25 protein-coding genes, 3 tRNA genes and 1 riboswitch are annotated in these 23262 nt (G+C 60.8%); of the genes, 16 read left to right on the forward strand and 12 right to left on the reverse strand.

Annotated elements, in window-relative coordinates:
- Nucleotides 1-29: 29 nt before the first annotated feature.
- Complete coding sequence (locus tag HMPREF3162_RS10785) at nt 30-1475, reverse strand: ATP-binding protein (RefSeq protein ID WP_070573718.1); 1446 nt, start codon at nt 1473-1475, stop codon at nt 30-32.
- 139 nt (nt 1476-1614) lie between these two features.
- On the opposite strand from HMPREF3162_RS10785, the gene HMPREF3162_RS11850 reads away from it, so the two are divergent.
- Nucleotides 1615-1758, forward strand: coding sequence for a hypothetical protein (locus HMPREF3162_RS11850; RefSeq protein ID WP_176747357.1), 144 nt, complete (start codon nt 1615-1617; stop codon nt 1756-1758).
- Here the strand turns inward: HMPREF3162_RS11850 and HMPREF3162_RS10790 are convergent.
- Nucleotides 1755-2714, reverse strand: coding sequence for a hypothetical protein (locus tag HMPREF3162_RS10790; protein ID WP_070777805.1), 960 nt, complete (start codon nt 2712-2714; stop codon nt 1755-1757). The two genes, HMPREF3162_RS11850 and HMPREF3162_RS10790, sit on opposite strands and share 4 nt — an antisense overlap.
- 89 nt (nt 2715-2803) lie before the next feature.
- On the opposite strand from HMPREF3162_RS10790, the gene HMPREF3162_RS10795 reads away from it, so the two are divergent.
- Nucleotides 2804-3358 (forward strand): TetR/AcrR family transcriptional regulator, encoded by a 555-nt coding sequence (locus tag HMPREF3162_RS10795; protein WP_070777806.1) that lies wholly within the window; start codon nt 2804-2806, stop codon nt 3356-3358.
- 154 nt (nt 3359-3512) lie between these two features.
- Here the strand turns inward: HMPREF3162_RS10795 and HMPREF3162_RS10800 are convergent.
- Nucleotides 3513-3597 (reverse strand) — tRNA-Leu (locus HMPREF3162_RS10800).
- A 122-nt stretch (nt 3598-3719) separates the two neighbouring features.
- Complete coding sequence (gene bcp / locus HMPREF3162_RS10805; RefSeq protein WP_070573724.1) at nt 3720-4187, reverse strand: thioredoxin-dependent thiol peroxidase; 468 nt, start codon at nt 4185-4187, stop codon at nt 3720-3722.
- Between the two features lie 113 nt (nt 4188-4300).
- On the opposite strand from bcp, the gene HMPREF3162_RS10810 reads away from it, so the two are divergent.
- The 5 genes from HMPREF3162_RS10810 to HMPREF3162_RS10830 all read left to right on the forward strand — a co-directional run bounded on the left by HMPREF3162_RS10810 (nt 4301) and on the right by HMPREF3162_RS10830 (nt 6289).
- The gene (locus HMPREF3162_RS10810; RefSeq protein ID WP_070573725.1) at nt 4301-4594 is read left to right on the forward strand and encodes a DUF3618 domain-containing protein; all 294 of its coding nucleotides are present in this window, start codon (nt 4301-4303) and stop codon (nt 4592-4594) included.
- A gap of 18 nt (nt 4595-4612) precedes the next feature.
- The gene (locus HMPREF3162_RS10815; RefSeq protein ID WP_070573727.1) at nt 4613-4966 is read left to right on the forward strand and encodes a GroES family chaperonin; all 354 of its coding nucleotides are present in this window, start codon (nt 4613-4615) and stop codon (nt 4964-4966) included.
- A gap of 197 nt (nt 4967-5163) precedes the next feature.
- Nucleotides 5164-5236: transfer RNA gene (locus HMPREF3162_RS10820), tRNA-Lys, on the forward strand.
- 235 nt (nt 5237-5471) lie between these two features.
- Nucleotides 5472-6029, forward strand: coding sequence for a RelA/SpoT domain-containing protein (locus tag HMPREF3162_RS10825; RefSeq protein ID WP_070777807.1), 558 nt, complete (start codon nt 5472-5474; stop codon nt 6027-6029).
- Complete coding sequence (locus tag HMPREF3162_RS10830; RefSeq protein WP_070573730.1) at nt 6026-6289, forward strand: hypothetical protein; 264 nt, start codon at nt 6026-6028, stop codon at nt 6287-6289. Before HMPREF3162_RS10825 ends, HMPREF3162_RS10830 begins: the two co-directional genes overlap by 4 nt.
- Before the next feature lie 173 nt (nt 6290-6462).
- Here the strand turns inward: HMPREF3162_RS10830 and HMPREF3162_RS11725 are convergent.
- Both HMPREF3162_RS11725 and HMPREF3162_RS10845 read right to left on the reverse strand, forming a co-directional pair.
- Nucleotides 6463-7372, reverse strand: a protein-coding gene (locus tag HMPREF3162_RS11725; protein WP_218079067.1) for an IS5 family transposase whose coding sequence is annotated in 2 segments (ribosomal slippage) — nt 6463-7002 and nt 7004-7372 — 909 coding nt in all. Because the reading frame shifts where the segments join, the coding sequence is not laid out codon by codon here.
- Between the two features lie 100 nt (nt 7373-7472).
- Nucleotides 7473-8066, reverse strand: coding sequence for a hypothetical protein (locus HMPREF3162_RS10845; protein WP_256282716.1), 594 nt, complete (start codon nt 8064-8066; stop codon nt 7473-7475).
- A riboswitch (SAM riboswitch) is annotated at nt 8038-8150 on the reverse strand. (Overlaps the previous gene by 29 nt.)
- 253 nt (nt 8151-8403) lie before the next feature.
- Here HMPREF3162_RS10845 and HMPREF3162_RS10850 point away from each other — a divergent pair.
- Nucleotides 8404-9249 carry an LppM family (lipo)protein gene (locus tag HMPREF3162_RS10850; protein ID WP_070777809.1) on the forward strand — a complete coding sequence of 282 codons (846 nt, stop codon included), beginning with the start codon at nt 8404-8406 and terminating at the stop codon, nt 9247-9249.
- Between the two features lie 213 nt (nt 9250-9462).
- On the opposite strand, the gene HMPREF3162_RS10855 is transcribed toward HMPREF3162_RS10850, so the two are convergent.
- A tRNA-His gene (locus tag HMPREF3162_RS10855) sits at nt 9463-9538 on the reverse strand.
- Between the two features lie 261 nt (nt 9539-9799).
- On the opposite strand from HMPREF3162_RS10855, the gene HMPREF3162_RS10860 reads away from it, so the two are divergent.
- Both HMPREF3162_RS10860 and HMPREF3162_RS10865 read left to right on the forward strand, forming a co-directional pair.
- Complete coding sequence (locus tag HMPREF3162_RS10860) at nt 9800-11518, forward strand: hypothetical protein (protein WP_070777810.1); 1719 nt, start codon at nt 9800-9802, stop codon at nt 11516-11518.
- 747 nt (nt 11519-12265) lie between these two features.
- On the forward strand, nt 12266-12523 hold the full coding sequence (locus HMPREF3162_RS10865) for a hypothetical protein (protein ID WP_070777811.1): 258 nt from the start codon (nt 12266-12268) through the stop codon (nt 12521-12523).
- A 54-nt stretch (nt 12524-12577) separates the two neighbouring features.
- On the opposite strand, the gene HMPREF3162_RS10870 is transcribed toward HMPREF3162_RS10865, so the two are convergent.
- Genes HMPREF3162_RS10870 through orn form a run of 3 tightly spaced genes read right to left on the reverse strand, consistent with a single transcriptional unit; the run spans nt 12578 to nt 15489 of the window.
- Entirely contained in the window at nt 12578-13096 is a 519-nt protein-coding gene (locus HMPREF3162_RS10870; RefSeq protein WP_070777812.1) for a methylated-DNA--[protein]-cysteine S-methyltransferase, read from the reverse strand.
- Between the two features lie 3 nt (nt 13097-13099).
- A complete protein-coding gene (locus tag HMPREF3162_RS10875) occupies nt 13100-14815 on the reverse strand; it encodes a glycosyltransferase family protein (RefSeq protein WP_070777813.1) in 1716 nt (571 codons plus the stop codon).
- Between the two features lie 2 nt (nt 14816-14817).
- On the reverse strand, nt 14818-15489 hold the full coding sequence (gene orn, locus HMPREF3162_RS10880; protein ID WP_256282717.1) for an oligoribonuclease: 672 nt from the start codon (nt 15487-15489) through the stop codon (nt 14818-14820).
- Between the two features lie 103 nt (nt 15490-15592).
- On the opposite strand from orn, the gene HMPREF3162_RS10885 reads away from it, so the two are divergent.
- Genes HMPREF3162_RS10885 through HMPREF3162_RS10900 form a run of 4 tightly spaced genes read left to right on the forward strand, consistent with a single transcriptional unit; the run spans nt 15593 to nt 19914 of the window.
- On the forward strand, nt 15593-17254 hold the full coding sequence (locus HMPREF3162_RS10885) for a DUF8094 domain-containing protein (protein ID WP_083318997.1): 1662 nt from the start codon (nt 15593-15595) through the stop codon (nt 17252-17254).
- A gap of 10 nt (nt 17255-17264) precedes the next feature.
- Nucleotides 17265-18257, forward strand: a complete 993-nt coding sequence (locus HMPREF3162_RS10890; protein ID WP_083318998.1) for a tetratricopeptide repeat protein — start codon at nt 17265-17267, stop codon at nt 18255-18257.
- The gene (locus HMPREF3162_RS10895) at nt 18257-18910 is read left to right on the forward strand and encodes a hypothetical protein (protein WP_070573743.1); all 654 of its coding nucleotides are present in this window, start codon (nt 18257-18259) and stop codon (nt 18908-18910) included. Before HMPREF3162_RS10890 ends, HMPREF3162_RS10895 begins: the two co-directional genes overlap by 1 nt.
- The gene (locus HMPREF3162_RS10900) at nt 18907-19914 is read left to right on the forward strand and encodes a DUF8094 domain-containing protein (RefSeq protein ID WP_070573745.1); all 1008 of its coding nucleotides are present in this window, start codon (nt 18907-18909) and stop codon (nt 19912-19914) included. Before HMPREF3162_RS10895 ends, HMPREF3162_RS10900 begins: the two co-directional genes overlap by 4 nt.
- Before the next feature lie 89 nt (nt 19915-20003).
- On the opposite strand, the gene HMPREF3162_RS10905 is transcribed toward HMPREF3162_RS10900, so the two are convergent.
- Nucleotides 20004-20402 (reverse strand): hypothetical protein, encoded by a 399-nt coding sequence (locus HMPREF3162_RS10905; protein ID WP_070777865.1) that lies wholly within the window; start codon nt 20400-20402, stop codon nt 20004-20006.
- 20 nt (nt 20403-20422) lie between these two features.
- Nucleotides 20423-20770, reverse strand: coding sequence for a hypothetical protein (locus HMPREF3162_RS10910; protein WP_070573747.1), 348 nt, complete (start codon nt 20768-20770; stop codon nt 20423-20425).
- A 38-nt stretch (nt 20771-20808) separates the two neighbouring features.
- Here HMPREF3162_RS10910 and HMPREF3162_RS10915 point away from each other — a divergent pair, with 38 nt between their 5' ends.
- Both HMPREF3162_RS10915 and mnmA read left to right on the forward strand, forming a co-directional pair.
- Entirely contained in the window at nt 20809-22038 is a 1230-nt protein-coding gene (locus tag HMPREF3162_RS10915) for a cysteine desulfurase family protein (protein ID WP_083318999.1), read from the forward strand.
- Nucleotides 22039-22106: 68 nt separating this feature from the next.
- Nucleotides 22107-23261 (forward strand): tRNA 2-thiouridine(34) synthase MnmA, encoded by a 1155-nt coding sequence (mnmA, locus tag HMPREF3162_RS10920; protein ID WP_070573750.1) that lies wholly within the window; start codon nt 22107-22109, stop codon nt 23259-23261.
- Nucleotide 23262: the final 1 nt, after the last annotated feature.

A 23262-nucleotide genomic window follows, 5' to 3' on the forward strand; every position in this document is an offset into this window, starting at 1 on the left:
GGTAGGGCAGGGCTTCTTCCGCAGAGCGGCTATGTCTTGATGCGGTAGCGTTGCCGAGGGCTTCTCAGTGGTTCAGTGCGCTCGGCGACGCCTTCGGCGATGAGTTCGTTTACTGCTTTTTGCACTGCTGTACGGCTTAGTCGTGTTTCTTGCACAAGTTCTGATGTGGAAGCAGAGGCCTGGCCTTTCAGCGCGGTGAGTACTTGGTCAAAGGCGCTTGCGTAACGTTCTTTTTCTGCCACCCTTCGCCGGTGAAAGACAATGGTGAAGCTGTCCAGCCGGTTGATGTATTCAGGTGGTGGCATGAGGGCGTCGGCGAGCGAGCGTTGGATGACAGCGATGCCTGTGCCCCTGTTTTCAGCGACGACGCCTGCTCCGCCTCCATCATCGTGAAACTTCACGTCCTCAAGAAACGAAGAGAGGCGTTGGTTTCGGGTTGAGCTCACGCCTGGCTTCCCGAGGTTCCGTACGGTGACACCTCCATACAGTCCTCCCGGGCTCGTGATTTCAAGACGATCAGCGAACATGTTGATCTGCACCTGGCTGCCTTGCGCGTGCGGTGAGTAATCGCGGTGCATGAGGGCATTCACAAGCGCTTCGCGTACTGCGATAGGGGGATAGTCCGGCAGGTCTGAGCGGTACTTTTCGCCGATAAGCGCGGCAGTGCGCATGTTGTTCTTGACGGTTTCGATTCCTTCGTCAACGAGCTCCGGGATGGTTCCGGTGAGGGTTTTACTGTCTAGGAGTCGAACCCCTTCGGTAACGGAACCCTTGGTTGTCCCCGGGAAGTTGGCAAATGTCACTGTGAGGCGCGGATAGAATTCCTGCGGATACTCACCCATGACAAGCAGCGACGCTAGGGTCGGGTGTCCGTCCTTAAGGATGCGCAGACGTTTCATCGCGGTTTCGGTGCCGTCGTTAAAGGTTTTGGGGCGGCGTTCGTGCTGAACGGTCATGTAGGCATTCACGGTGTCTGAGTGCAGATCTTCAAGCCGTGCTTCTGTCACTGACTGTTCGTCCCATTTGGGTTGGGTCCGCTCCTCGATGAGGCGGTCGACTTCGTATTGCGTAAGTCGGACGTCACCGTCGCCAACCCGAATATAGCTGCCGCCATATTTCCCCTGGTCAGTCACGTAGCAGGGTTTGTCTTCGGACGTCATTTCATTGACTTCCGCTACAACAACTAAGGAGTCCTCAAAGGGGACTATGTTGATGAGTGGCCGTACTGGGGGTGTGGTTTGGGCACATCGAGTTTCCAGTGCGTCCTGAGCTTTCGCTGCATCGAAGCCCTCCAGGGGCAAGAAGCCGTTTGACTCATCGAGCCCCAAGATGATGAGGCCGCCGTTGGCATTCGCGAACGCGCTGAGAGTTTCGCGAATCGACTTGCCTGCATTGCTCTTGACTTCGGTGGGCTGGTTGTCCGTTCCTACCAGCCGCAGTGCGTGGACGATTGACTCTAAGCGTTCGGTGTCCATCGAGTGCTCGCTAACTTCCCACTTAACTTCCCACTCAGCATAACACCGTGGGAAGTTAAGTGGGAAGATTGCGGGAAGTTGGGTAGGAGGTGCGGCAGTACGAGGTCAGCCGAGGTATTCGTTCAAGATGGTGTTGCCTTTGACGTCATCAGCCGACGTCGCCGAGGCGCTCGACCGGCCCGTTTCCTCGATTGCGACCACGTCGGTCATCACGGTCAACCGCAGCGACATCAACCGATACCTCGTATCGACCTTCGTGGCCACGGCGGGGGAGTCTGCTTAGGCCTTCTGGCGGCGTGCGCCAATTGCAGTCAGGGCAAGCCCTGCGACAATCCACGCCATGAGCACCCACGGGGACATTCCCAGGCCGCTGCCGTCGAAATACGCGGCTGAGCGGAGGAATGTGCCTGCAGCCCCCACAGGCATGAGCTGTCCGAAAGTGCCCCAGCCGGCCGGCAACCACTGCGGCCCGGCAGCGAAACCGGACAGTGGGTTCGACACGAACAGCATGAGTACAGCACCGATTCCCAGTCCCGCAAAGCCCAGGACAGAGAACAGGCCGAGCACAGTGCTGGATATCGCGAGGATGCCGAGCGTCAGGCCCGACCACAGCAGCCAGAAGCTGCCGTCGACCGCGTGGAACCACGGCTGCAGAATCGCGGCGGCAACAAGCCCGCCGAGGACAGCCACGCCGACTGCACCCAAGGTGCGCTTACCGGCCGACTTCAGCTGAGTGGCCAACAGAACTGCCGAAGCCATACCGCCGAAGATGAGCGGAAGCAGTGCTGAAGACAGTCCCACGCCCTGCGGGTCCTCCGATGTCATGGGCGCAACATCGTTAACGGTGACCTCTTGGCCTTCTGCCTTCAGCTGGGTGGCCATGCCATTCAGTGCTGCGGCATAGGGAGCTCCAGCACCGCTGGCAATCGTGATGGTCGTGCCGGTTGGGCTGGCGGCGACTGCGCCGACGGTCTCACGGTTCTTCACTCTGTCTTCGGCATCTTCTGGGCTCGAAGCGTCGACAACTGTGAACGCGCCGGACTTCTCGATCTTCTGCGTCATGGCGGCCTTGACGGGTTCTGGCGCAGACACGGCTAGGGGAATGTCGTGGGCGCCCGAATTGATGGCCGGGGTGAGGAATGCCAACAGCATGAGTGCGATGACGGTGCTCACCAGTCCGGTGATGGCGGTGGGGCCGAGCTTACGACGGCCCTCCTTGTTCTGTGCGGTGTCTGGCATGACTTCTCCTAACTAAGCGGAGCGGAGCGCTCCGTATATAATCGGATCATACTGCTCCGGTTATAATGATTGCAAACTTAGGAGGTCAGATGAGGTCAGATGCTCAGCAGAATCGCGAAGTGATTCTGGGTGTTGCGCGCACACTTTTCGCAGAACAGGGTGCAAACGTGTCCTTGCGCTCCATCGCGGCTCAGGCGGGCGTTGGGATCGCAACCCTGTACCGGCACTTTCCTGCGCGAGGTGACCTCCTCCTCGCCCTTGGTCTGGAGATGAGCGCCAAAGCGCTCGCCGCGATGGACCGTGCGCTGGAGTGTTGGGATGCTGACCCGGAAGCGGCCTGGCGCGGCTTCATTGTCGAGGTGGTCCGCACCCAGGTGAGCGCTCAGCTGGTGTCCGTAGCCGAAGCTGATCAGGAGTTCGCCGAATCGGAGCGGGTAGCGGCGGTTCGCGCTGAACGACTGGCGCAATTTGACCCGATTCTCGTGCGGGCCCGAGAAGCGGGCTTGATCGGCGATATCGATGCAATGCGTCTTGTTGCTGGAATCGCTGCGGCTACCCGCCCCCTTCCGTCGTTCGTTGAGGAGCAGATCCCGGATCTGCACGAGTGGCTGGTTGAAGCCTTCATTCGCGGAATCCGACCGTAGGGTCTGGGCCGGTGGAGGTGCCGGTCTGGCTCGGGCAGTGCGCACGAGGTGAGCCGTGCGAACTGAGCGGCACTAGGAGGCGGGCGGCGTCTAGTCAACCAACTAAACCCCAACAAAAAGTCCCGGGACATCGAGTGAACGATGTCCCGGGACTTGGTGCGCGAGAGGGGACTTGAACCCCTACGTCCGAAGACACTGGAACCTAAATCCAGCGCGTCTGCCAATTCCGCCACTCGCGCGGGCGAACCCAGCATACAAGACCGCGATCCAGCATCGACGGGCTCGAGGTGTGTTCGCCGTGACGAGCTGGCGTCTTAGGCGAGCCACTGAGGTGGGGAAGCGGCTCGGGTGTTGCCGCCGGTCAGTCGATGCCGAGCTCGCGGCGCAGACGTTCCACGTGTCCCTTGGCGCGCACGTTGTACTGCGCGACTTTCACGGTGCCTTCTTCATCCAGCACGATCGTGGAGCGGATAACACCCTGGACGATCTTGCCGTAGTTCTTCTTTTCGCCGAACGCACCCCATTCGGTCATGACCTGCTTGTCCGGGTCGGACAGCAGCTGGAAGTTCAGGCCTTCCTTTTCCACGAACTGGGCGAGTTTTTCCGGTTTGTCCGGCGAAACCCCAAGCACTGTGTAGCCGGCTGATTTCAGTGATGACAGGCTGTCGCGGAAGTCACACGCCTGCGTGGTGCAGCCGGGAGTCATCGCTCGCGGGTAGAAGTAGACGATGACGGGCGTGCCGCGCAGATCCGAGAGGGTTACGTCCTTACCCGTGTGGTCGGTCAGGGTGAAATCCGGTGCGGTGTCGCCGATCTCCAGTCGGGTCATGGCCTTCCCTTCGTTACGGGGCGTAAGTTCTGCGTCTCATTCTGCCACCTGCCGCTCAGTGTCAGTCGGTCACGGTAAGCTCGGGTGGGTAAGCAGACTTCCGAAGAAAAGGAATGCGCGTGAGCAACGTCTACACCTCGGACATCACTGTCGACAACGCTTCGAAGGCACAGCTCGAAGAATCCATCCGGCTGCGCGAACAGCGCTTGGCCGCCAATATCGACACCCTGGTGGGCGAAGTCCACCCCAAAGCCATTGCGGCTCGTGCCAGCAACCGAGTCAAGGGCGCTGCCGTCAACTCGGATGGTTCGGTCCGCGCTGACACCGCGGCACTTGTCGGCGGGTTGGTGTTGAGTGCTGCGTCGATCATTGCTCTGGGCATCGTCCGCAGCCAGCGCAAGTACTGATCGGCAAGCACAAACTGTATGTCTGATACGTCGCAAGCTCGGCCGGCGGCAGAAACCGCTGGCGAGCTTCCCATCCGCATGCTCCACGACCGCCTGCTGGTGGAACCTGACAAAGAGGCGGGGGAGCGCAAATCCTCCGCCGGTATTGTCATTCCCGCCACAGCGGCGATGGGCAAGCGGTTGGCGTGGGGAACGGTTGTGGCTACGGGCCCGAATGTGCGGCAAGTCAGCCTGCACGACACAATTCTGTTCGATCCAGAAGATCGTGCTGAGGTCGAACTCGACGGTTTGCTGTACACACTTCTGCGCGAACGCGATATTCACGCGATCTCGCAGACCGTGGGTGAGGACAGCACCGGCCTGTACCTGTGACCGCGGGCTTGGCTGGCCAACTGCCCAAGTTGCCAGCCGGTCAAGCGGTAGCTTGGGGCAGCTGCCTGCTTGCCTCCCACGCACAGCGCACGATGCGCCCGTCGGCCAAGTTCTGTGCGGTTAGTCACAAAGCCCGTATGCGGGCGAATCTCAATTTCCCACCGCCAGAAGATGTGTGTATAGTTAACTCTCGTTGCGCACCTCTAGCTCAATTGGTAGAGCAACTGACTCTTAATCAGTGGGTTCCGGGTTCGAGTCCCGGGGGGTGTACGAAAACACGGCCCTGACCAGTAGAAATGCAGGTCAGGGCCTTTTTGATGCTCGGTTGCCGGGTCGCTTGTCCCGCGTTTACCTAATCTTTTGAATCACTGGTCGCGTCTTCCCGAGAGCTCTCGGGTGCGCAGACATGGCGGGCGTCTCGTGGAGCTTTTGCACGTAAAACGCTCCTGTTACGGCAGTGCTTGAAAGCTCGAGCAGAGCGAAGGCTGTCGAATAAGCTGGCAACGTGGCATCGCATGAAAGACCGTCTAAGACCAGCGTCCGGAAAGCAGGGTCGAAGATCCGGAAGTTCCGCAGCGGTGAGGCTAGTCAAGCGGAATTTGAGGAAGCTCTCGAAACTGTGCGAGTCTTTCGCTCTCAGTTTGCCGGCCCGCTTCTGAGGGTCACCAACAGTGTGAGTGGCATTGCATCGGGATCTGGAATTGATGCCCAGGTGACGCAGCGGCTTAAGCGGGAGCAGACGATCGTAGAAAAGCTAGGCGATCGTGAGAAGGGGCTGGACCTGTCCCGCATGCAGGACATCGGAGGATGCAGAATCCTGGTTAGCGACATCGCGGAGGTGCGGACTGTAGAAGCCGCGATCCTCGACGCCTGGGGAGTCCAGGTCGCGGACACCGGTGACCACCCTGTTCAGATTCTGGCGCGAAACTTGGCCGAAATATACCGCCTCGAAGAAGAGCAGAAGCACGTTCCGCTAGACTTGATCACCATCGCAAACGACCAGATCGCTGAAGTGAACAAGCTGCTCACCGCGAGCATTGAAAAGCAGGAGGGCGCGTCATGAACAACATCAATCATTTCCTGCTTGTGTTTGACCATGCCCAGGACAAGCTCATCATGCAGGAGTCGTTCGGAACCGATGCGGAGCGGGCAATGGAGGAATACGCAAAGCTCGAGACGGAATACCGCAACTCGGTGTCTACTGACATTGTTTTGGTCGGGTCAGATTCCCTTGAAACAGTGAAGGCAACGCACAGCACCTACTTCACCGGTTTTGCAGCAGCAAGCGGAGCAGATGGCCTGCTCGAGACGCTGAGACGGTAATGAGTGGCAGCTGAGCCGAAACTGTTCGGTAGGGGAAGAGCGCCCGATGTCAGAATTCGAGGACGTCAATAGGTGCTTCGAGCCAATGTATCGCGTCTTTTATTCGTTGCTGCCGAAGCGAGTGGACGTGAGTCTGTTGTGGACGAGGCTGGGCTGGCCCTAGGGCGTGTCTCTTATATGCGTAACCAGACCAGAATCGCCGCAAGCACCACTCCCGCGCGATACGTGACCGCGAGCTTGTCATAACGCGTCGCAAGCCCGCGCCACTGCTTCATCAACCCAAAGGCCCGCTCGACCACGTTGCGGTCTTTGTACAGCTCCGCATCAAACCCGGGCGGTCGCCCGCCAGCACGACCCTTACGCTTCCTGGCAGCGATCTCATTAGACTTCTCCGGAATCACCGCGGCGATGCCGCGCTCACGCAGATACGCGCGGTTCACCCGTGACGTGTACCCGCGATCAGCAAGCAACGCATCAGGGCGCGTCCGCGCCTGCCCGCACCCAATTCTCGGGACCCGAATATCGCCGAGGACTTCCTGCAACATCGCGCCATCATGGCGTTGCCCGCCCGTCACCACAATCGACAGCGGCCGGCCATGCCCCTCGACAGCAAAATGTACCTTCGTGCTCAACCCTCCGCGTGATCTCCCGATCCCGTGACCTGCCGGTTCAATCTCGCATAACGGCAGATTCTTGTAATTCGATAGAGCCCCCTGTGTCCTGATCAGGGCGCGGCAGGTTCGTACCGTGCTGATGAGCACGGTTGATCGTCGCGTCGATTGACACGTTCCAGTCAATGTCGCCCACTGCATCGGCCTCGGCGAGGATGTGCGCGAATACGCGGTCCCAGGTGCCGTCGGTTGCGTAGCGGCGATGCCGCTTCCACACCGTCTGCCAGGGACCATACCGGTCGGGGAGATCTCGCCACGGGATTCCGGTGCGGTACCGGTAGATGATGCCCTCTACAACGCGGCGGCTATCACCAAACGGGCGGCCTTTACGGCCCTCATTCGTTGGCAGAAGTGGTTCAACTCGCTCCCACTGTGCATTCGTGAACTGCGTAAATCTAGACCGTTGTGACACACCTCAATCATGCTCGAGCACAGGCCCACAATTAGGAGACACGCCCTAGAAGCTGACGATGCGGAGCGTCCCGTCTTTCCTGACGGGACGCTCCATTTGCTCAGTCGGAAACGACCCGCGTTTGCCCTCCATTCCTGAACCTCACCGTGCCCAAGGGCGGCAGGTTCCACCCATGAAGGATGTGGCTGAGTGCTCGACTGGGCGACTGCGCATTCTGCAGACGCTGAAGCCAGGGCCGCCAGGCATCAGCGTTGAGCCGAAAATCCGGGTAAGGATAGCCGAACCACTGTTTAAAAAGATGGCCGTGTACGGCTTCCTGCAATTCGCCCTGTTTTCGCGCGCCTGACAGCAGCTCAGCAAGTAGGAAGTACTGGATCGGACTGAAACCGGCATTGTGCAGTTCTGCGGCAGTGTCCTTCCAAGATTGAGGGACGCGCGTACCGCCCTTGACGACGCTGCCTGCAATGAAATTCATAATCGTCGCCCCTGGGAACGCAGGGCAGTGGTCGAGCATATAGCGAGACCACAGGGGGCGATCAGCTTCAGGGACTTCGCCCCAACCATCCGCAGGGTCGACGTCGTGAGGATTTCCTGTACCGGTGTTGCCATGGTGAGTAGACATGGGAATGTTCCTTACCGGATCCCGGTGCGTCTGCGCGCAGAGATCCATCGACTTGCATGAACGTTTGCTCATGCCGGTTCTTCCCCTGGGGCACCCCACTCGATGGAGAGGGTTGCCGTGCAGCCAGCCAGGTACTGAAAGCTGCAACTCTTGAACCAGCGAACAACATACTGGAGCTGCAGAAATTTCGGCCGGAATCGGTAACAAATCGTCACAGACATTTTCGTGGTCGGCGGACTGTCCTTCTGAGCGCACCGTTCTGTGGTCAGTACAGCTAGACTTCCTCTGAACGTTCAAACCAGGAAACAGGTGAAAGGCGCGGCCCGCATTGCATAACAGTCGACATTCACAAGGTGCCCCAACAGCAACCATCGACAACAGGCTCAGGCGAGCCCTGACGGTAGGCGCGATGCTGATGGTCACACTGGTGCTGGCCGGATGTGCGGGCCTCAACGCCGTTGTCAAAATGGATCTCACCATTGACAAAGACCTGCGCGTCAGCGGTGGCCTCGTCGCAACTGTCGAACGACAGAAAGTCAACGAAAAGGTGTCCGAGCTCGGCGGTCTTGCCCAAGAAAGTGACATCGAGAAGCAGCTTGACCAGTCTGTCGAAGACGTAAAAGACACCATCCCAGAAGGGGCCCAGGCTGAAAAGATCTCGACTGACAGTGAACTCGGGTACAGGGTCACGTTCGACAAAGTCGCAGCAGAGGACTTCACCAGCACCACCGGGAGTGGACCCGGACGCATCGTCCTGAAAAAAGACGGCGACAACATCGTCATGGAACTGCCGAACATCGCAAAAGACACGGATTCTCCGGCTTTCAACACAGGAGGCGAGGCCCCGTCGACGTCAGAGATCTTCAAAGAAGCCGAGGTTAAGCTGACCTTCCCGGGTAAGGTCGTCGAAGCTGAAGGCGGCCAGATCTCCGGCAAGACAGTCACCTACGACCTGCGCTCATACGACAAGGACGTCATCAGCGTGACTGCGAAAGCCTCGGGCTTCCCATGGTTGATCGTCTTCATCGTGATCGGACTTTTTGTCTTCCTGGCGATCGTTGCGGCAGTCGTCATCGTCGTTGTGGTCGTGGCGAAGAAGAAGCAGAAGAACCAGCCTCCCGCGCCTTTCGGACAGGGCGGCCCCAACTACCCTGTCCAGCAGCCGGGGGCAGCTCCGTACAACAATCCCGGCCCGCAGGCACCGCCGGAGCGGCCGGGTGGTCCGCCGATGCCGCCTCGTCCTCCTCAGAGCTGACGAAGACAGCACCCCACAAGAACTGACATAGGGCTCCGGCAGAGCTTCACCAAGCTCTGCCGGAGCCCTATGTGAAAGCACACGAGGTGAGGCTGGCCATCGCGGCCACCACTGCGGCTGCCCCGCAGCGCGGGAACCATGACCCGGCACACCACCAGCCCCAAAACACAAAAATCCCGGAACATCGAATGAATGATGTTCCGGGATTTGGCCTGGGGTGGCTAACGGGACTTGAACCCGCGACCCCCGCGACCACAACGCGGTGCTCTACCAGCTGAGCTATAGCCACCATCACTGCCTCACAGACAGCATTGACCATGCTAAGCCACACATTGCCCCAAGGCCAAATCCGCTCAGCTGGCACACAGCTGACACCGAGGTGAGAACAAGAAGGCAGACCCAAAATCGGTCTCAGGTTAACGAGCCATAACGTTTTGTGGGCCGGGTGGGAACTCCAATATGGGCCGCGTAAAATCACTCAGGTGAAAACAGCGGGACACCCGCTGACAGGTGGAAAACAGACCCCCATCCCCAGTAGAAAGCCCCGAGGATGAAGCACGCCGACGTCAGCTTTGCTGAGGACAGAACTGTCCTTCTGACGATCGACGGCGCCTCGGAACAGTGCCATGACCTGGGCGCAGCGCTCGCCAAAGTCCGCGACATGGCGGCATCCGATGAGCACCCTATTTTCGTGCAGATCGCCGACGGCGAATCTTCCCACTCCGTAGTCATCGGGACAGACGGTTCGGTTGCAACGAGCGAACTGCCCATTATCCAGCCGCATAACGCGGTCACAAACAGCACAGACCGTCCTGCCGAAGAAACAGCAGAGGCGGACGCCTCTGGGTCCGAGGAAGCGCCAGACAGCCAGGCAGGCACCTCGGCTGGTGCAGAGTCCACTGCCGCAGCCGAGACTGACCCAGAAGCCGATCCTGCGAACGGACCCGCGCAGGTGGACGACCAGGCAGAAGAAGACAACGGCGACGAAGGACAAAACACCACAGCGCAGCCCGTGGGGAAAGGCCCAGCCAAGCCGGGCAGCGGATCACTTCTCACCCGACTTCTCTCAGACGATCCAGCACGCAGCCCCTCCGACCGCGGTGAGCGCAGAAAACGCAAGCCGTCGATGATCGTGCCGTCAATCATTCTGGCTGTCATGCTCATTGTGGTCATCGTCCTGTGGGTCATACCCGCATTCGTCGGAGCGCCGAATGGAGGCCTGCAGGAATCGACGGCCGATTCTTCCGGCGCGACTGAGCAGCCCAAGCTGAGCCTGAAGAAGTCAGAGAGCATCGTCCCGGGCTTCAAAAACGAACCCGCGTGGGAACTTCCCGTCGATCCCGCCGCGTCAGTCAGTGCCTCCGAAAGGGGGATCGTTGCAGTCAAAGACCGCAGTGTTGACGTATTCGATCCCACGACCGGAAAAAAGCGCACCAGCATCACCATGGACGGCAGCGTTCAAATCGCAGCCGACACCAGAATCAACAACAAGCCCGCTCTGCTGCTGCGCTCAGGCGACAAAGCGGAAGTCCTCTACGACGGTGAAACCACCACACAGAAGTACACGCTTCCCGCCGACGCCGAAATCTCCCTGGCTGGGACAACCCCCATGGTCGTCGCGGGCGATAAGCTCTACCACTTCCACGACGACAAGGTTCACGCCGTTGTGGGTGTCGAAACCGGCTTCACACCCATGGGGCTCGACGGGCGAAAAGTAATCACAGCAGACTTCTCCGGCGAGGTTGCGGTCTCTGACACCGAAACGGGGCTGGCCGAAAAGTTTGCACTCGAAAAGCCCGGCCAGGACCTCGTGATCCTCAAATGGGTGACAGCCGGGCACGGGAAGATCGTCACCGTGTGGGGTGAAAGCGATACAGGCCTCGATTCCGCCGAGCCCGTGCAGATTGTGGTCAGCGACACCGAGCAGGGAAAAATCGTGTCAACGGTTGAAACTCAGGCTGATGCAATCGCCGATGCCAAGTGGGAACGCGGGCAGGGGTTCAGCCTGGCTGTTTTCGGCCCCTACCTGTTCGATATGAAGAGCGGTCTGCTGGTGCGCGACGCTTCGGAAGATGATGTGCGCTTCGGTGAACCTCGCGGGTCGTACACACCGGCCGTAGTTGACGGATCCCCTTCGATCATCGCCGGCGATGCGGCCTACGAAACCAAGAACAACCTCATGGCAGTTGACGCTGACGGCGACTATGCGATTGTCCGCAGCGAATCCGATATAATCAGAGGCTACGCGAAAGCACACAAAGGACGATAACGGGCGTTTTATCCGTAAATTCACCGAAGACTCCGCACCGCTGAGCACACACCGGAAGGCAGCATGAAGCAGGTATTCAGGCGCCAAGCCACGGCCGCAGCACTGTGCTGTTTTGCCGTGTTCGGTCTGATCCTCACGCTTGCCACCCCTGCGGCAGCACAGCCTGACAACGGGGCATCCGAGAGCCAAAGTGAAGAGCCGTATGTGCCCACTCAGCCCGACGGCAAAGTCAACCCGACTTCGCCGTCGAATCCGCCTACCGGAGGCTCTGGTGAAAAACCGTCGCAAGAGCCCGCTGAGAACACTGAAGGGTCAGCGGGCAATCCGCCCGATCCGCCAACGGACAATCGGACAACACAGTCATCGCCGAAGCCGCCGGACAGGCCAACCGACAAACCGAATCCAAAACCGTCCCGGAAACCTGCTGACAGGCCAACCGGCACGCTGACGCCCAAACCCTCACAGCGGCCACCCGGTGGACTGCCGCCGAAATCATCCACGCAGAAGCCGACGGACAAGTCTGAAGCTGACAGACGGGAAGGCTCGAAGAACTCTCCGTACGACACCCGCCGACAGCCGCGTACCAGTCCGCACAGAAACAGTCCCCGGCCACCGGACGGCCGCTTCAGCAGCCAGAGTTCAAGCGGGAGGGCTCCTCAGCCGGACACCGGCAACGGCGGAGCCAACTGGGTTCCGCAGAGACCCAGCAGCGGTTCTGGATCTTCGTCCCAGCAGAATGAAGGAACCGTGACCGACCCGGTCCCCACCCCCGAACAGGCCGAATCGGAGAAGCAGGGCAAGCAAAGCTTTGCGTTGAAGGGCAGCCAGGCCGGTGCCTCTGACAATCCCGAGGCCCGCAGCGCCAGCCTGCTGTGGGGCGGGCTCACAATCGTGCTGGGCTTGGCGGTCATCGTGTCAGCGTGGCTGTTCCTGCGCCGCTCACCGAAGCCCGCTAAAGACACAGCGGGCTCAACAGAAGACAACCCGGCCGGCTCAGCAGAGTAAGGGCGGTGAAGCACCGCCCTTCACAGCGCCGTCGGTAAGAAAAGCCGGGACTGGTTAGAACAGGGGCCGGTCAGGCGTGTGGCCCTCGAGCTCCAAGAGCATTCGCTTGCGCTCGATACCGCCGGCGTAGCCGACCATGCTGCCGTCGGCGCCCATCACTCTGTGGCACGGCACAATGATGCTGATCGGATTGTGTCCCACAGCCCCGCCGACTGCCTGAGCCATACCGGGCTTGCCCAGCTGCTTTGCGATCTCGCCATATGTGGTCAGCTCGCCGTAGGGAATCTCCAGCAGCAGGTTCCAGATGCGCTTCTGACCCGCCGTGCCATGCAGGGCAAACGGAACGTCGAATGTCTGCCGGTGTCCGGCAAAGTATTCACTCAGCTGTGCAAGTGCTGGCCCCATGACCGGATCGTCTTCTGCCGAGGCGGAGCTGAGCTCCTGCCCGAAGAACTCCTGTTCGGGACTGTGCTTGATGGGCACGTGGTGCACGCCGACCAGCTGCCCGCCGTGTGCAATGAAGACAGTGGGTCCGGTCGGCAGGGTCAGATAGGCGTGACGGGCTGAATCCACAGATCAGAGCCGATCTTTTTCGATGTCCATGCGCTGCAGGCCGATCTGCCGTGCTGAGGGCTCGACGTTCGACTTCACGACCGTCTTCTGCGTGACTTCGAAGTTTTCGCGGTATTTGCCGAACAGCAGGCGGCCCTGTGAAACGAGCGCGGTCGAGGAATTGAAGATCATGAGCGTAAAGGGGAACAGCAGCCACTGGGCGAGCATCGACACTGAGCGCAGCCGTGAGTAGCGCACGGGCCGCGGCGGCAGCAGATTCACGAACACCAGCAGCGATGTGAGCAGCATGATCATGGCAACCTGCTGGATGCTGCCGACCAAGAACGGCATATTGCTGGTGAATTCGGGCGCGCTTTCTCCTGTGGCGCGCAGCACGAGGAAGGGCACCCAACCGCCTACGGCAATGATGAGGGAAACGCTGGCGAGCGTGACGTGGCTTTCCAACAGCAGGATGAAGCGACACAGCGTGCCGAAGAACCTGGGCTTCGAATTGGCCCAGCCCTTGATGGCGTAAGGAACATCCGAAGCGCCGTAGGACCACCGCGCGAGCTGTTTGAACTGCGCTTTGATCGACTGGCCCAGGTTTCCTGCCAGCACGGCGTCCTGGTAGATGGGCACGTGGACGGGGATCACACGGTAGTCGCCGCGGAAGTGAAAGTACGACCGCCAGTACTGGTGGCCGTCTTCGACGATTGTACGCGTGGACCAGAAATCCATGTCGATAAGCGCATCAAGCGGTTGTGAGTGAGACGCGAAGTTGCGAAGCGAAAAGGGTCGGACCGTCTGTGTGAGGTTGAAGAAGCAGTTGGCCGAAGCAATCACGCGGGTCACCGCGGGGGCGTCCCAGATATTCGACAGGTACAGCGCGATGGGCTGGTAGGAAGCGCGCTGGCGGTCTTCAGCCCGGATGTATTCATACGCAACGTAGTCGAAATAGCTTTCATACGGTTTGTTGTCGCAGTCGAGCGTGGTGACCATGACTTCGGCAGGGTCGAAGCCTCTTTCTTCTGCCCACACGGCCGCACGTCGGCCCGCGAAGGTGATGTTGCCGCCCTTGCCGGTGATTTCGCCGGGGATGTCACGCGGGTGTTCAACAAGCTCATAGGTGCCGAACTTCGCGCCGTACTTTTCTTTCAGCCGCTGGGCTGTCAGCTGCATGTCCGGGCCGCCGCGCTCTTCGTAGGCGAAGAAGATGTGCAGGTGCTCCGATGGGGTTGTTGTGTACAGCAGCCCGCGGATGGTGGGTTCGATGACTTCGTACGGTTCGTTGTACGCCGCGATGATGACAGCGTGCTGGACCCGGGCAGGGTGAGGGTAGTTCTGGGGGTTTTTCCTCACTTGGCGCAGAAGCTGCCGATGCTGGTCTGCGCGAAACGATCCCGGTGGGGTCGGCGGCACCCGCTTGCCGTCCATGACCAGCGCAAGATCAAGAAGACGCGCATTCCAGTCGACTCGAGCGGCGAGGCGAAAGCGGCGCAGCCCGCGCACAAGATCGACTGCACCGCGCACACCCCGAATGAACATGTAGGCGACGATTACAAGCACCCACAGCGCACCCCACGTGGGGTGTATGAGCGAAAGAACGACGACGGCCGCGAGATTCCCGTAGCTGAAGACAGCCGGGATCATTTCGAAGAAGCGATATTTGGAGTCGCGTTTGCCCAGCGGGACTTCATTACTTTCGTCAGCGGCAGCGAGGGGAGCGGTGGCAGTAGTCATAGTCAGCTGTCTGTCGAGGCGCCGGGGGACTGGGGAAGGTCACTTTCGGCAGAGTCGGTGGAAGGTTCTGCTGAAAAGTACTCAGCGGTGATGGCGGAGGCAATCTGCGCCGACGCGGTCGAATCAGGGGCCTCCGAGGTGAATACAGCGCGACGGAAGTACGCCAGTTCGGCTATGGAATCGAGAATATCGCCCAAAGCCCGGTGGTTGCCTGTTTTGGCCGGTGCGGAGTAGTACGACGATGGGAACCAGCGCTTGGCGAGTTCTTTGATCGAACTGACGTCGATGATGCGGTAGTGCAGATAGTCGACGAGTTCGGGCATCTGCTGCTGGAGGAACATTTTGTCAGTGCCGACGGAATTGCCGCCCAGCGGAGCTTTGCCGGAAACGGGAACGTGTGAGCGGATGTAGTCGAGCACCTGCTTCTGCGCGTGCGCGACAGTGGTTCCCCGATCGAGTTCGTCGATCAGCCCGGATTCGCGGTGCATGTTGGTCACGAAATCGTTCATGTTGTTCCGCGCGGATTCGGACGGCTTGATGACGATGTCGATGCCGTCATCAAGCGGTTTGAGATCGAAGTCAGTGACAATCGCCGCGACTTCGATCAGTTCGTCCGTGCCGACCTCAAGGCCGGTCATCTCACAGTCAATCCATACAATTCTGTCTACAGCCACGAGCCCAATACTAGCGTTGTGGTCTGACACAGCCCGGTGCACGTGCCAGCACCGCTGGGAGTCCGCCCAGAACTCGATATTTCGGGGTACGTAGAATAGACAGTTGAACCACAAGCTGATCGAAGGGGAGCGCGTGCGCTCAATAGCTGCAGTCGTGATGATCGTCCTGGGCGCTGTTCTCGGCGTCGTCGGAGTTCTTCAGAAGACCGTGTGGGCACCGCCGGACAATATTACCGCGTCCACACAGACAGATGAAGGCTCTGCTGCGGCCGTCATCGAGCCCGGAGTCCTCAACCTGTACCCCGGCGAAGCCCACGTCACCGTCAAGGGCGCAGGCGACATCACCGTCGCCCACGCATCGAAGCCCAATGTCGAGGCATGGCTCGGCGAAGCTGCGTATCTCGACATCACCGGGCTGAAATCGCAGGACGAGCTGCGCACAGAAAAAGTCGAGGGCAAAGAAGACAGCGTGCCCAACCCGGCGGGAGCAGATCTGTGGGAAAACTCGACAACTGAACCCGAACAGGTGACCTTCAAATGGAGCGAACCATCCGACGACTCCGCGTTCTTGATCGGCAGCAGTGAAAAGTCGAACCTGCAGATCTCCGTGGAGTGGAAGAACGACGCCACCAACCCGTGGTCGACGCCGCTGATCGTGGTGGGACTCATTCTGATCATTCTGGGCATCCTGCTGTTCATCTCCGGCACACGGGCGAAGAAACGCGAAAAAGACCGTGAGGAAGCCCGCCTTGAACGTCGGCGCAGACTGGCGCAGATGGGCTCCGCCTTCGTGATTGTTCCCGGCCTGGCGCTCGCCGGCTGTGGGGCACCTGAACTTCCCGAACCCCAGCCGCTGCAAACGCCCACCGCACCGGCTGCCTCTGTCACTGACGAACAGCTTGAACGGGTCCTGAAGGAAATCCACACAACCGTTAAGGAAGCCGACGACAAGCTCGACGCGAAGAAGCTCGGGGATCGTGCCGACGGCACCTTCCACCAGCAGCGCGAAGGTGCCTACAAGATCAAGAAAAAAGACAAAAAGGCCAAGCTGCCCGCCGCCCCGGCATTTGACGATGTCAAGGTGAACTTCACTTCGGCAACGGACACGTGGCCGCGGGTCACATCCGCTGTCGTCAGCGGAAACGACCAGACCCAGCTGGTCATGCTCAGTCAGCAGGATCCCCGCAGCCCCTACCGCCTGTGGTCGCTCACCGTGCTCCTGCCCGGTGCTGAGTTCCCCGAAGTCGAAGACGCCCGCGTCGGCTCCGGTCTTCTGCCTGCCGACCAGGACGGACTGGTCATGACGCCGAAGGACGCCGTCAAAAACTACGCCGAAAAGCTCCAGAAGCCCGACAGCGCCAAGCGCAAGGGCGACTTCCAAGACGACGCTTTCGCCAAACAGGAACGCGAATCCTTCAAGAAAGTCAAAAAGGAAATCGAAAAGGGCAACGGCTCAGCCAAGGTCGAATACAGCCCCGGCCAGCAGGTCGCAGCCCAGTCGGCCAAGGACGGATCGGCTATCGTGATCGGTTCGGCATCGCACACACTGTCTCTGTCACCCGAATCGCGCGGAGGCCAAACGGGTGAACTCACAGTCCCCAACCCCCAGGCTAAAGTCGTCGGCGAAACCAAAACCAAGCGGACGCTGAAGACCGAATACCTGCAGGTCTACGCTTTTGTGGTGCCCAAGAAGGGCGAAGGCAAGGTGCGGCTGATCGGCGTGTCAACCGCAATGGTCAAGGCCGAACTGGCCGGCAACAACTGACGAGGAGAACATGACTATTCCCCAGCAGCCTGATCACACCGGAGGCGGCCCGCAGGCGTCGGCTCAGCACGAGCAAGGCCAGCAGCCCGCCCAACAGGAGGGCCTGGACCTGTCGGCAGTCCGCGGTCACGGCACCTCGGCGGGTTCGACACCCAGCAGCGCGGAACAGTCCAGCGAAACTCCCGGCCCCAACCAGGTCGAAGTGCCCGCTCTTGCCTTCGAGGTCAACGAGCAGACATTCGAATCGGCGGCACGGCTGTCGATGGAACTGCCGGTGGTTCTTGTGCTGTACTCCGGGCAGCAGCCGGACAGCCAGCAGATTCTGCCGGTCCTCCAGAAGATCGTCGAAGACCAGGCCGGCCGCGCAGTGCTGGGGCTGGTGGATGTTGCCACCAGCCCGGCCATCCAACAGGCATTTCAGGTGCAGGCCCTGCCGACGGTGGTCGCCGTCATCAAAGGCCAGCCCGTCCCGCTGTTCCAGGGCGTGCAGCCCGAAGCGCAGATCCGCCAGCTGTTCGACCAGATCGCCCAGGCAGCCGCGCAGGCGGGCCTGCACAAGACCGCCTGGGTCAAAGGCACCCAGGCGCAGGAAGGCCCCCGCCACCCCGAAGCCCTCGAGGCATTGGAAGCGGGCGACCTCGACCGCGCCGAACAGGCGTACAAGGACGCACTTGCAGAATCGCCGGCAGATGCCGAGGCAAAAGCCGGAATCGCCCGCGTCGGCCTTCTGCGCCGCACCCGCGACAAAGACCTCGCCGCTGTGCGCCAGGCCGCAGCTGACAACCCCACATCGGTCGATGCGGCAATCGACTGCGCCGACCTCGATGTTGCCGGCGGTCACGTTGAAGACGCGTTCACACGCCTGATCACGCTGATCGGAACCACCGCCGGCGACGACCGCGAAAAGCTTCGCCTGCACCTTCTCGACCTGTTCGATGCAGTCGGCGCTGAAGACGCGCGCGTAGTCAAAGCCCGCGGACGTCTGATGCGCGCGCTGTTCTGATGCTGCGGCTTCTTGGCTCCGGACTGCTGGGGCTGGTGGGAATACTGGGCTTGGTGCTGGTGATTTCGGCCCTGTCCGTCGTCGGCTTCGACGGGCAGGCGCGCACCGAGACGATGACCCCTGACGAACGCAGTCAGGCTGTCATGCTCGACCAACAGCTCATTCCTGTCACCAACGCGGTTGCAGAAGTCACCGTCGAATCCGACACTCCCGTGTTCGTCGGCACCGCCAACGGGGTGGACGTGCGCAGCTACCTTTCGGGGACAGCGCATGACGAAGCCACCGAAATCGAACTTCCCGGCGAAATCAGCCACAGGTTTGTGGCCGGGGACGAGCAGCTTGCCTCCGACCCCGAAAGCCGCGATTGGTGGATTACACAGGAAACGGGAACCTCGCAGACGGTCCGGCTGGGCCTTGACAGCGACCCGCAGGTGGTCGTGATCGCAGCGCAAGAAGGATCTTTGGCCAACACCAAAATCACCATCACGGTCGACGCCCCCGGAGTTGTGCCGATGGCGCTTATCGGTCTGGCTTTGACGGTGATGATCTTTGCGCTTGCTGTCTGGCTGTTCCTCTCGTGGCGACAGGATCAGCCGAAAGTCGCCGTCGGCGGTTCGCGAAGCAGAGCACGGACAGCGGAGGAATCCCGATGAAGCGCGCACTCAGCACAATGACCGCAGCTCTGGCGGGACTGGGGCTGCTGAGCGGGTGTTCGGGCGCCCCGCCGATCGCCAGGCCCGCTGTTCCGCAGTCGAGTGAGTATACAAAAGAGCCGCTGCGCGCAGGCGATGGTTCAGCGTTCATCACCGACTACACGAAGAAGCTGCAGAAGTCGCTGGCCGATGACGGCAAGGGACTGGACCAGATTCAGGCCGGTCCGATGCTCGACCGGACAAAAGCCGAAGTGCTCGTGGCAAAAGCCGAAAAGAAGAAGCTGGGCACGGTCGGCTTCGACAAGGTGCTCGCCGGAGGTCCGGCGCAGTCGGACTATCCGCTGTGGTTCTTTGCCTTCGCCAGCAGCGACGATGCCGATGCGGGCACTCAGGCGCTTTTGGTGATGCGTGCCAGCGCCAACGACGACTGGAGTGTGCAGCAGGGGCTGTTCATAGACGGCAAGCGCGTGCCGAAGCTGGCCCTGGAAGACGGTCAGGTGGCACCGGCGGATAAGCAGTACGCCGTGGATTTCGGCGAATCAGTTACTGCGGTCAAGGACTTCCTCAGCGGAGCTAAGGGTGATGGCGGCGGAGCGCTGAAGGACTATGACCTCAGCGGTGATGGCTTCAAGAGCTACCGCGCCTACGTCGACGAGTATGCAAAAGACTCCAAGTCGTTCAAGCGCGTCGAATCGCAGTGCCAGCCGTACACGGAAATCGACTTCGAGAACTACGCCGCTGAGACCGAAAGCGGCGGGGCGACCTCAATGGCCGAAATGCGCTGCACCATCACGATCGAGGTGCCGAAGGACTTCAACTTCTCGCTTCCCAAACAGGTCTCGGCGATCACCACCGGGAAGAAGAGCGGCAATCGAGTAGAGATCGAAGCCTCGATTCCGTTCATGATTGAAACCGGTGACGGCAAGACAAAACTCACCAGCTCTGACTGGTTCCCGCTGTCGGGCGAGCAGACCTCGACAAAGGGCAAGGACTCCGACGACTGAGTTCTGCACGGGCTGGGCGAGCTGCTGCTTGCTCAGTGCGAGCCGCTGCTGGCCGGGACGGGGACTGCGCTGGTCGAGGTGCCCGCGGCTCAGGCGCTGTACTGTTGGGCGATGCGGTCGACCCGGACCAGCCACAGCAGGCCGAGTATCGGCAACACCAGCGGCACAAAGCCGTAGCCGATTCCGAAGCCGGACCACACGGTGGCTTCGGGGAACAGCTCAGGGCGAACCAGGCTGAAGATGCCGACGGCGATGACACCGACCAGCTCGATGAGTACCGACACCAGGGCAATACGGTGCGCTGAGCGGTTGGCAATTGCCAAGCAGACTGTCGCAACAATGTAGACAACAGCCGAAAACGCCGACAGTCCGTAGGCCAGAGGCGCCCGGTCGAAATGCGAAACAAGCTGGTAGCCCGCCCTGGCCGATGCTGACAGCGCAAAGATTCCGTACACCGCGGTCAGGGCTCGCCCCGGCCCGGAGTGCATTGCAGAGTAAGCCTTGGTGTTCACAGCCAGATCTGGTCCATTCGAAGAATCATGACGATAACGGTGGCGCCGGCAGCCGCCAGCACCCACGGCCCCCACTTGCTGGGCTCAATGTAACCCCACACCGCGGCAATCGGCACGAGGATGATTGCGGTGAGCACGTACCCGAAGAACAGCAGCGGGTCGGCGTTCGTCTGCCCGAAAAGCACAATGCCGGTGATCAGCTGAACTATCAGCAGCGCAAGCACCGCACCTGCCCACACGATCATTGAGATCGGCGCCGGACGGTTTCGCAGAGCCTGGACGGTGCCCCATATGGCAAGCACCGCAGCGGCCGCATACTGGGCGTAGGTGAGGAACGCAATCACGCCTAAGAGTGTAGCGCCGGGGTCGTTAGACTCAGTGTGTGCGTTCCTATTTCGACTATGCAGCGACATCGCCCATGCGCCCGACCGCGCTTGCGGCCTATACGGACGAGCTGCAGAGAATCGGCAACCCGTCGGCCCTGCATTCGCTGGGCCAGCAGTCGCGCTTGCGTTTGGAAGATTCGCGCGAAGCACTGGCTGAGGCAGTCGGCGCTTCAACCCCGGCCGAGGTGGTGCTCACCTCCGGCGGCACAGAAGCCGACAACCTGGCTATCAAGGGTCTGTTCTGGCACCGCAACGGCGTGCCCGCGGAAGGGACGGGCACACCGGAAAGCATCTCTCAGCTGTCCCATCCGGTGATCATCACCACCCCGATTGAGCACAACGCCGTATTGGACACCGCCGGTTGGCTGGAAACGCAGGGCGCGCAGGTGCTTCTGGTCGATGTTGACGCCGATGGCCGGATAAGCCTCGAACACCTCGAAGAGCTTCTGGACGAACACGGTGAGCGCACCGCACTCGTGTCGATCATGTTCGCCAATAATGAGATTGGAACGGTTCAGCCGGTCCAACAGGCAGCGGCGCTCGCAAAGGCCGCGGGAGTTCCCATCCACACTGACGCGGTGCAGGCATTCGGCCAGCTGCCCCTGAACTTTGCCGATCTGGGCGTGGATGCGATGACGGTCACGGCCCACAAGATCGGCGGCCCGGTTGGCATCGGCGCGCTCATTCTGGCCCGCGATGTCAAGGCCGTTCCCGTGCTGCACGGCGGTGGGCAGGAGCGCTCTCTGCGTTCGGGCACTCTCGATGTTGCCGGAGCGACCGCTTTTGCCGCCGCCGCTCAGGAGGCAGCAGGCGGCATAGAGCACGAGGCGCCGCGTCTGTCCGGTCTTCGTGACCGGCTGATCGCCGGTATCGAGGCGAATGTCCCGGATGCTCACCTGTCAGGTCACCGCGAGGACCGACTGCCGGGGAACGTCCACTTCACCTTCCCCGGGGCGGAAGCCGATTCCCTTCTGTTCCTGCTGGACGCGGCCGGTTTTGCCACCTCGGCCGGTTCGGCCTGCAGTGCCGGGGTCAACCGGCCCAGCCACGTGCTCCTGGCCTGCGGGTGCCGCGAAGACCAGGCGCGCTCATCCCAGCGCTTCACACTGGGCCACGGAACCACGCAAGAGGAAGTCGACAAGCTCATTGAGGCTCTGCCCGGTGTTGTTGAGCAGGCGCGCAAAGCCGGTATGAACTCCGCCTATGACTGGAGCCAGGCGGATTGACCCGCAGTTCGGAATAGAATCAATGGCCCGAGCGCTTAACAGCCAGGCGCTGAACTGAAGGAGGGACCGTGAAGGTACTGGCAGCCATGTCCGGCGGTGTGGACTCCGCCGTTGCCGCCGCACGAGCCAAGGACGCCGGACACGAAGTCGTCGGCGTGCACTTGGCGCTGTCGCGTATGCCCGGCACCCTGCGCACGGGTTCGCGCGGCTGCTGCACCATCGAAGACTCACGGGATGCCGCGCGCGTGGCGGGCATGCTCGACATTCCGTTCTACGTGTGGGATTTCTCCGAGCGCTTCAAAGAGGACATCGTCGATGACTTCATTGCCGAATACTCGCAGGGCCGCACCCCGAACCCGTGTATGCGCTGCAATGAGCGCATCAAGTTCGCCGCTCTGCTCGACCGTGCGCTCGCCTTGGGCTTTGACGCGATTGCCACCGGCCACTACGCGGAAATTCAGTGGGTTGACGATCACCCACAGCTGCACCGCGGCCAGGACATGAACAAAGACCAGTCCTATGTGCTGGGTGTGCTGACAGAACAGCAGCTGCGCCACTGCTATTTCCCCATCGGCGCCAGCGCTGCAAAAGCCGATGTTCGGGCCGAAGCCGCCGAGCGCGGCTTCCCCGTGGCAAACAAGCCGGACTCCTATGACATCTGCTTCATTCCCGACGGCAATACAAAAGCGTGGCTGGCAGACAAGATCCCCATGCGTCCCGGTCTCATCAAAGACAAAGAGGGCGAAATCCTGGGCGAACACGACGGCGCACAGTCCTACACCATCGGCCAGCGCAAGGGCCTGGGCATTGACAAGCCGACCGCCGACGGCAAACCCCGCTATGTGGTCGACGTTGACACTCGAACGAACACCGTCACGGTGGGCCAGCGACCGGATCTTTCTATTACCCGACTGACGGGCATCCGCACCACGTGGTGCGGCCAGCCGCCAGAAGCGGCCGGAAGCTCCGAAGAACACGCCATGGACTGTGAAGTGCAGATCCGCGCGCACGCTGAGCCCGTTCCAGCACGGATGTGGATGGGCGACTACCTGCCTGATCCTCCGGAAACCGAATTCAACGTCCCACAGGCTCGCCCTGCCGGGCAGCTCATGCACATCAGCGTTGACGAACCCTTAAGCGGTGTTGCACCCGGCCAGACAATGGTCGTCTACGACGGCACCAGGGTGCTCGGACAAGCCACCATCGACCGTACGGCGGCCTGAC

Origin of the sequence: Brevibacterium sp. HMSC07C04, from assembly GCF_001815905.1 — a bacterium.
GTDB lineage: Bacteria > Actinomycetota > Actinomycetes > Actinomycetales > Brevibacteriaceae > Brevibacterium.

What these genes read in the sequence shown, in the direction of transcription:
- HMPREF3162_RS10785 (WP_070573718.1), bottom strand. Translation starts at nt 1,475, where the DNA reads ATGGACACCGAACGCTTAGAGTCAATCGTCCACGCACTGCGGCTGGTA.
- HMPREF3162_RS10790 (WP_070777805.1), bottom strand. Translation starts at nt 2,714, where the DNA reads ATGCCAGACACCGCACAGAACAAGGAGGGCCGTCGTAAGCTCGGCCCC.
- HMPREF3162_RS10795 (WP_070777806.1), top strand. Translation starts at nt 2,804, where the DNA reads ATGAGGTCAGATGCTCAGCAGAATCGCGAAGTGATTCTGGGTGTTGCG.
- bcp (WP_070573724.1), bottom strand. Translation starts at nt 4,187, where the DNA reads ATGACCCGACTGGAGATCGGCGACACCGCACCGGATTTCACCCTGACC.
- HMPREF3162_RS10810 (WP_070573725.1), top strand. Translation starts at nt 4,301, where the DNA reads ATGCGCGTGAGCAACGTCTACACCTCGGACATCACTGTCGACAACGCT.
- HMPREF3162_RS10815 (WP_070573727.1), top strand. Translation starts at nt 4,613, where the DNA reads ATGTCTGATACGTCGCAAGCTCGGCCGGCGGCAGAAACCGCTGGCGAG.
- HMPREF3162_RS10830 (WP_070573730.1), top strand. Translation starts at nt 6,026, where the DNA reads ATGAACAACATCAATCATTTCCTGCTTGTGTTTGACCATGCCCAGGAC.
- HMPREF3162_RS10845 (WP_256282716.1), bottom strand. Translation starts at nt 8,066, where the DNA reads ATGAGCAAACGTTCATGCAAGTCGATGGATCTCTGCGCGCAGACGCAC.
- HMPREF3162_RS10850 (WP_070777809.1), top strand. Translation starts at nt 8,404, where the DNA reads ATGCTGATGGTCACACTGGTGCTGGCCGGATGTGCGGGCCTCAACGCC.
- HMPREF3162_RS10860 (WP_070777810.1), top strand. Translation starts at nt 9,800, where the DNA reads ATGAAGCACGCCGACGTCAGCTTTGCTGAGGACAGAACTGTCCTTCTG.
- HMPREF3162_RS10875 (WP_070777813.1), bottom strand. Translation starts at nt 14,815, where the DNA reads ATGACTACTGCCACCGCTCCCCTCGCTGCCGCTGACGAAAGTAATGAA.
- HMPREF3162_RS10890 (WP_083318998.1), top strand. Translation starts at nt 17,265, where the DNA reads ATGACTATTCCCCAGCAGCCTGATCACACCGGAGGCGGCCCGCAGGCG.
- HMPREF3162_RS10895 (WP_070573743.1), top strand. Translation starts at nt 18,257, where the DNA reads ATGCTGCGGCTTCTTGGCTCCGGACTGCTGGGGCTGGTGGGAATACTG.
- HMPREF3162_RS10900 (WP_070573745.1), top strand. Translation starts at nt 18,907, where the DNA reads ATGAAGCGCGCACTCAGCACAATGACCGCAGCTCTGGCGGGACTGGGG.
- HMPREF3162_RS10905 (WP_070777865.1), bottom strand. Translation starts at nt 20,402, where the DNA reads ATGCACTCCGGGCCGGGGCGAGCCCTGACCGCGGTGTACGGAATCTTT.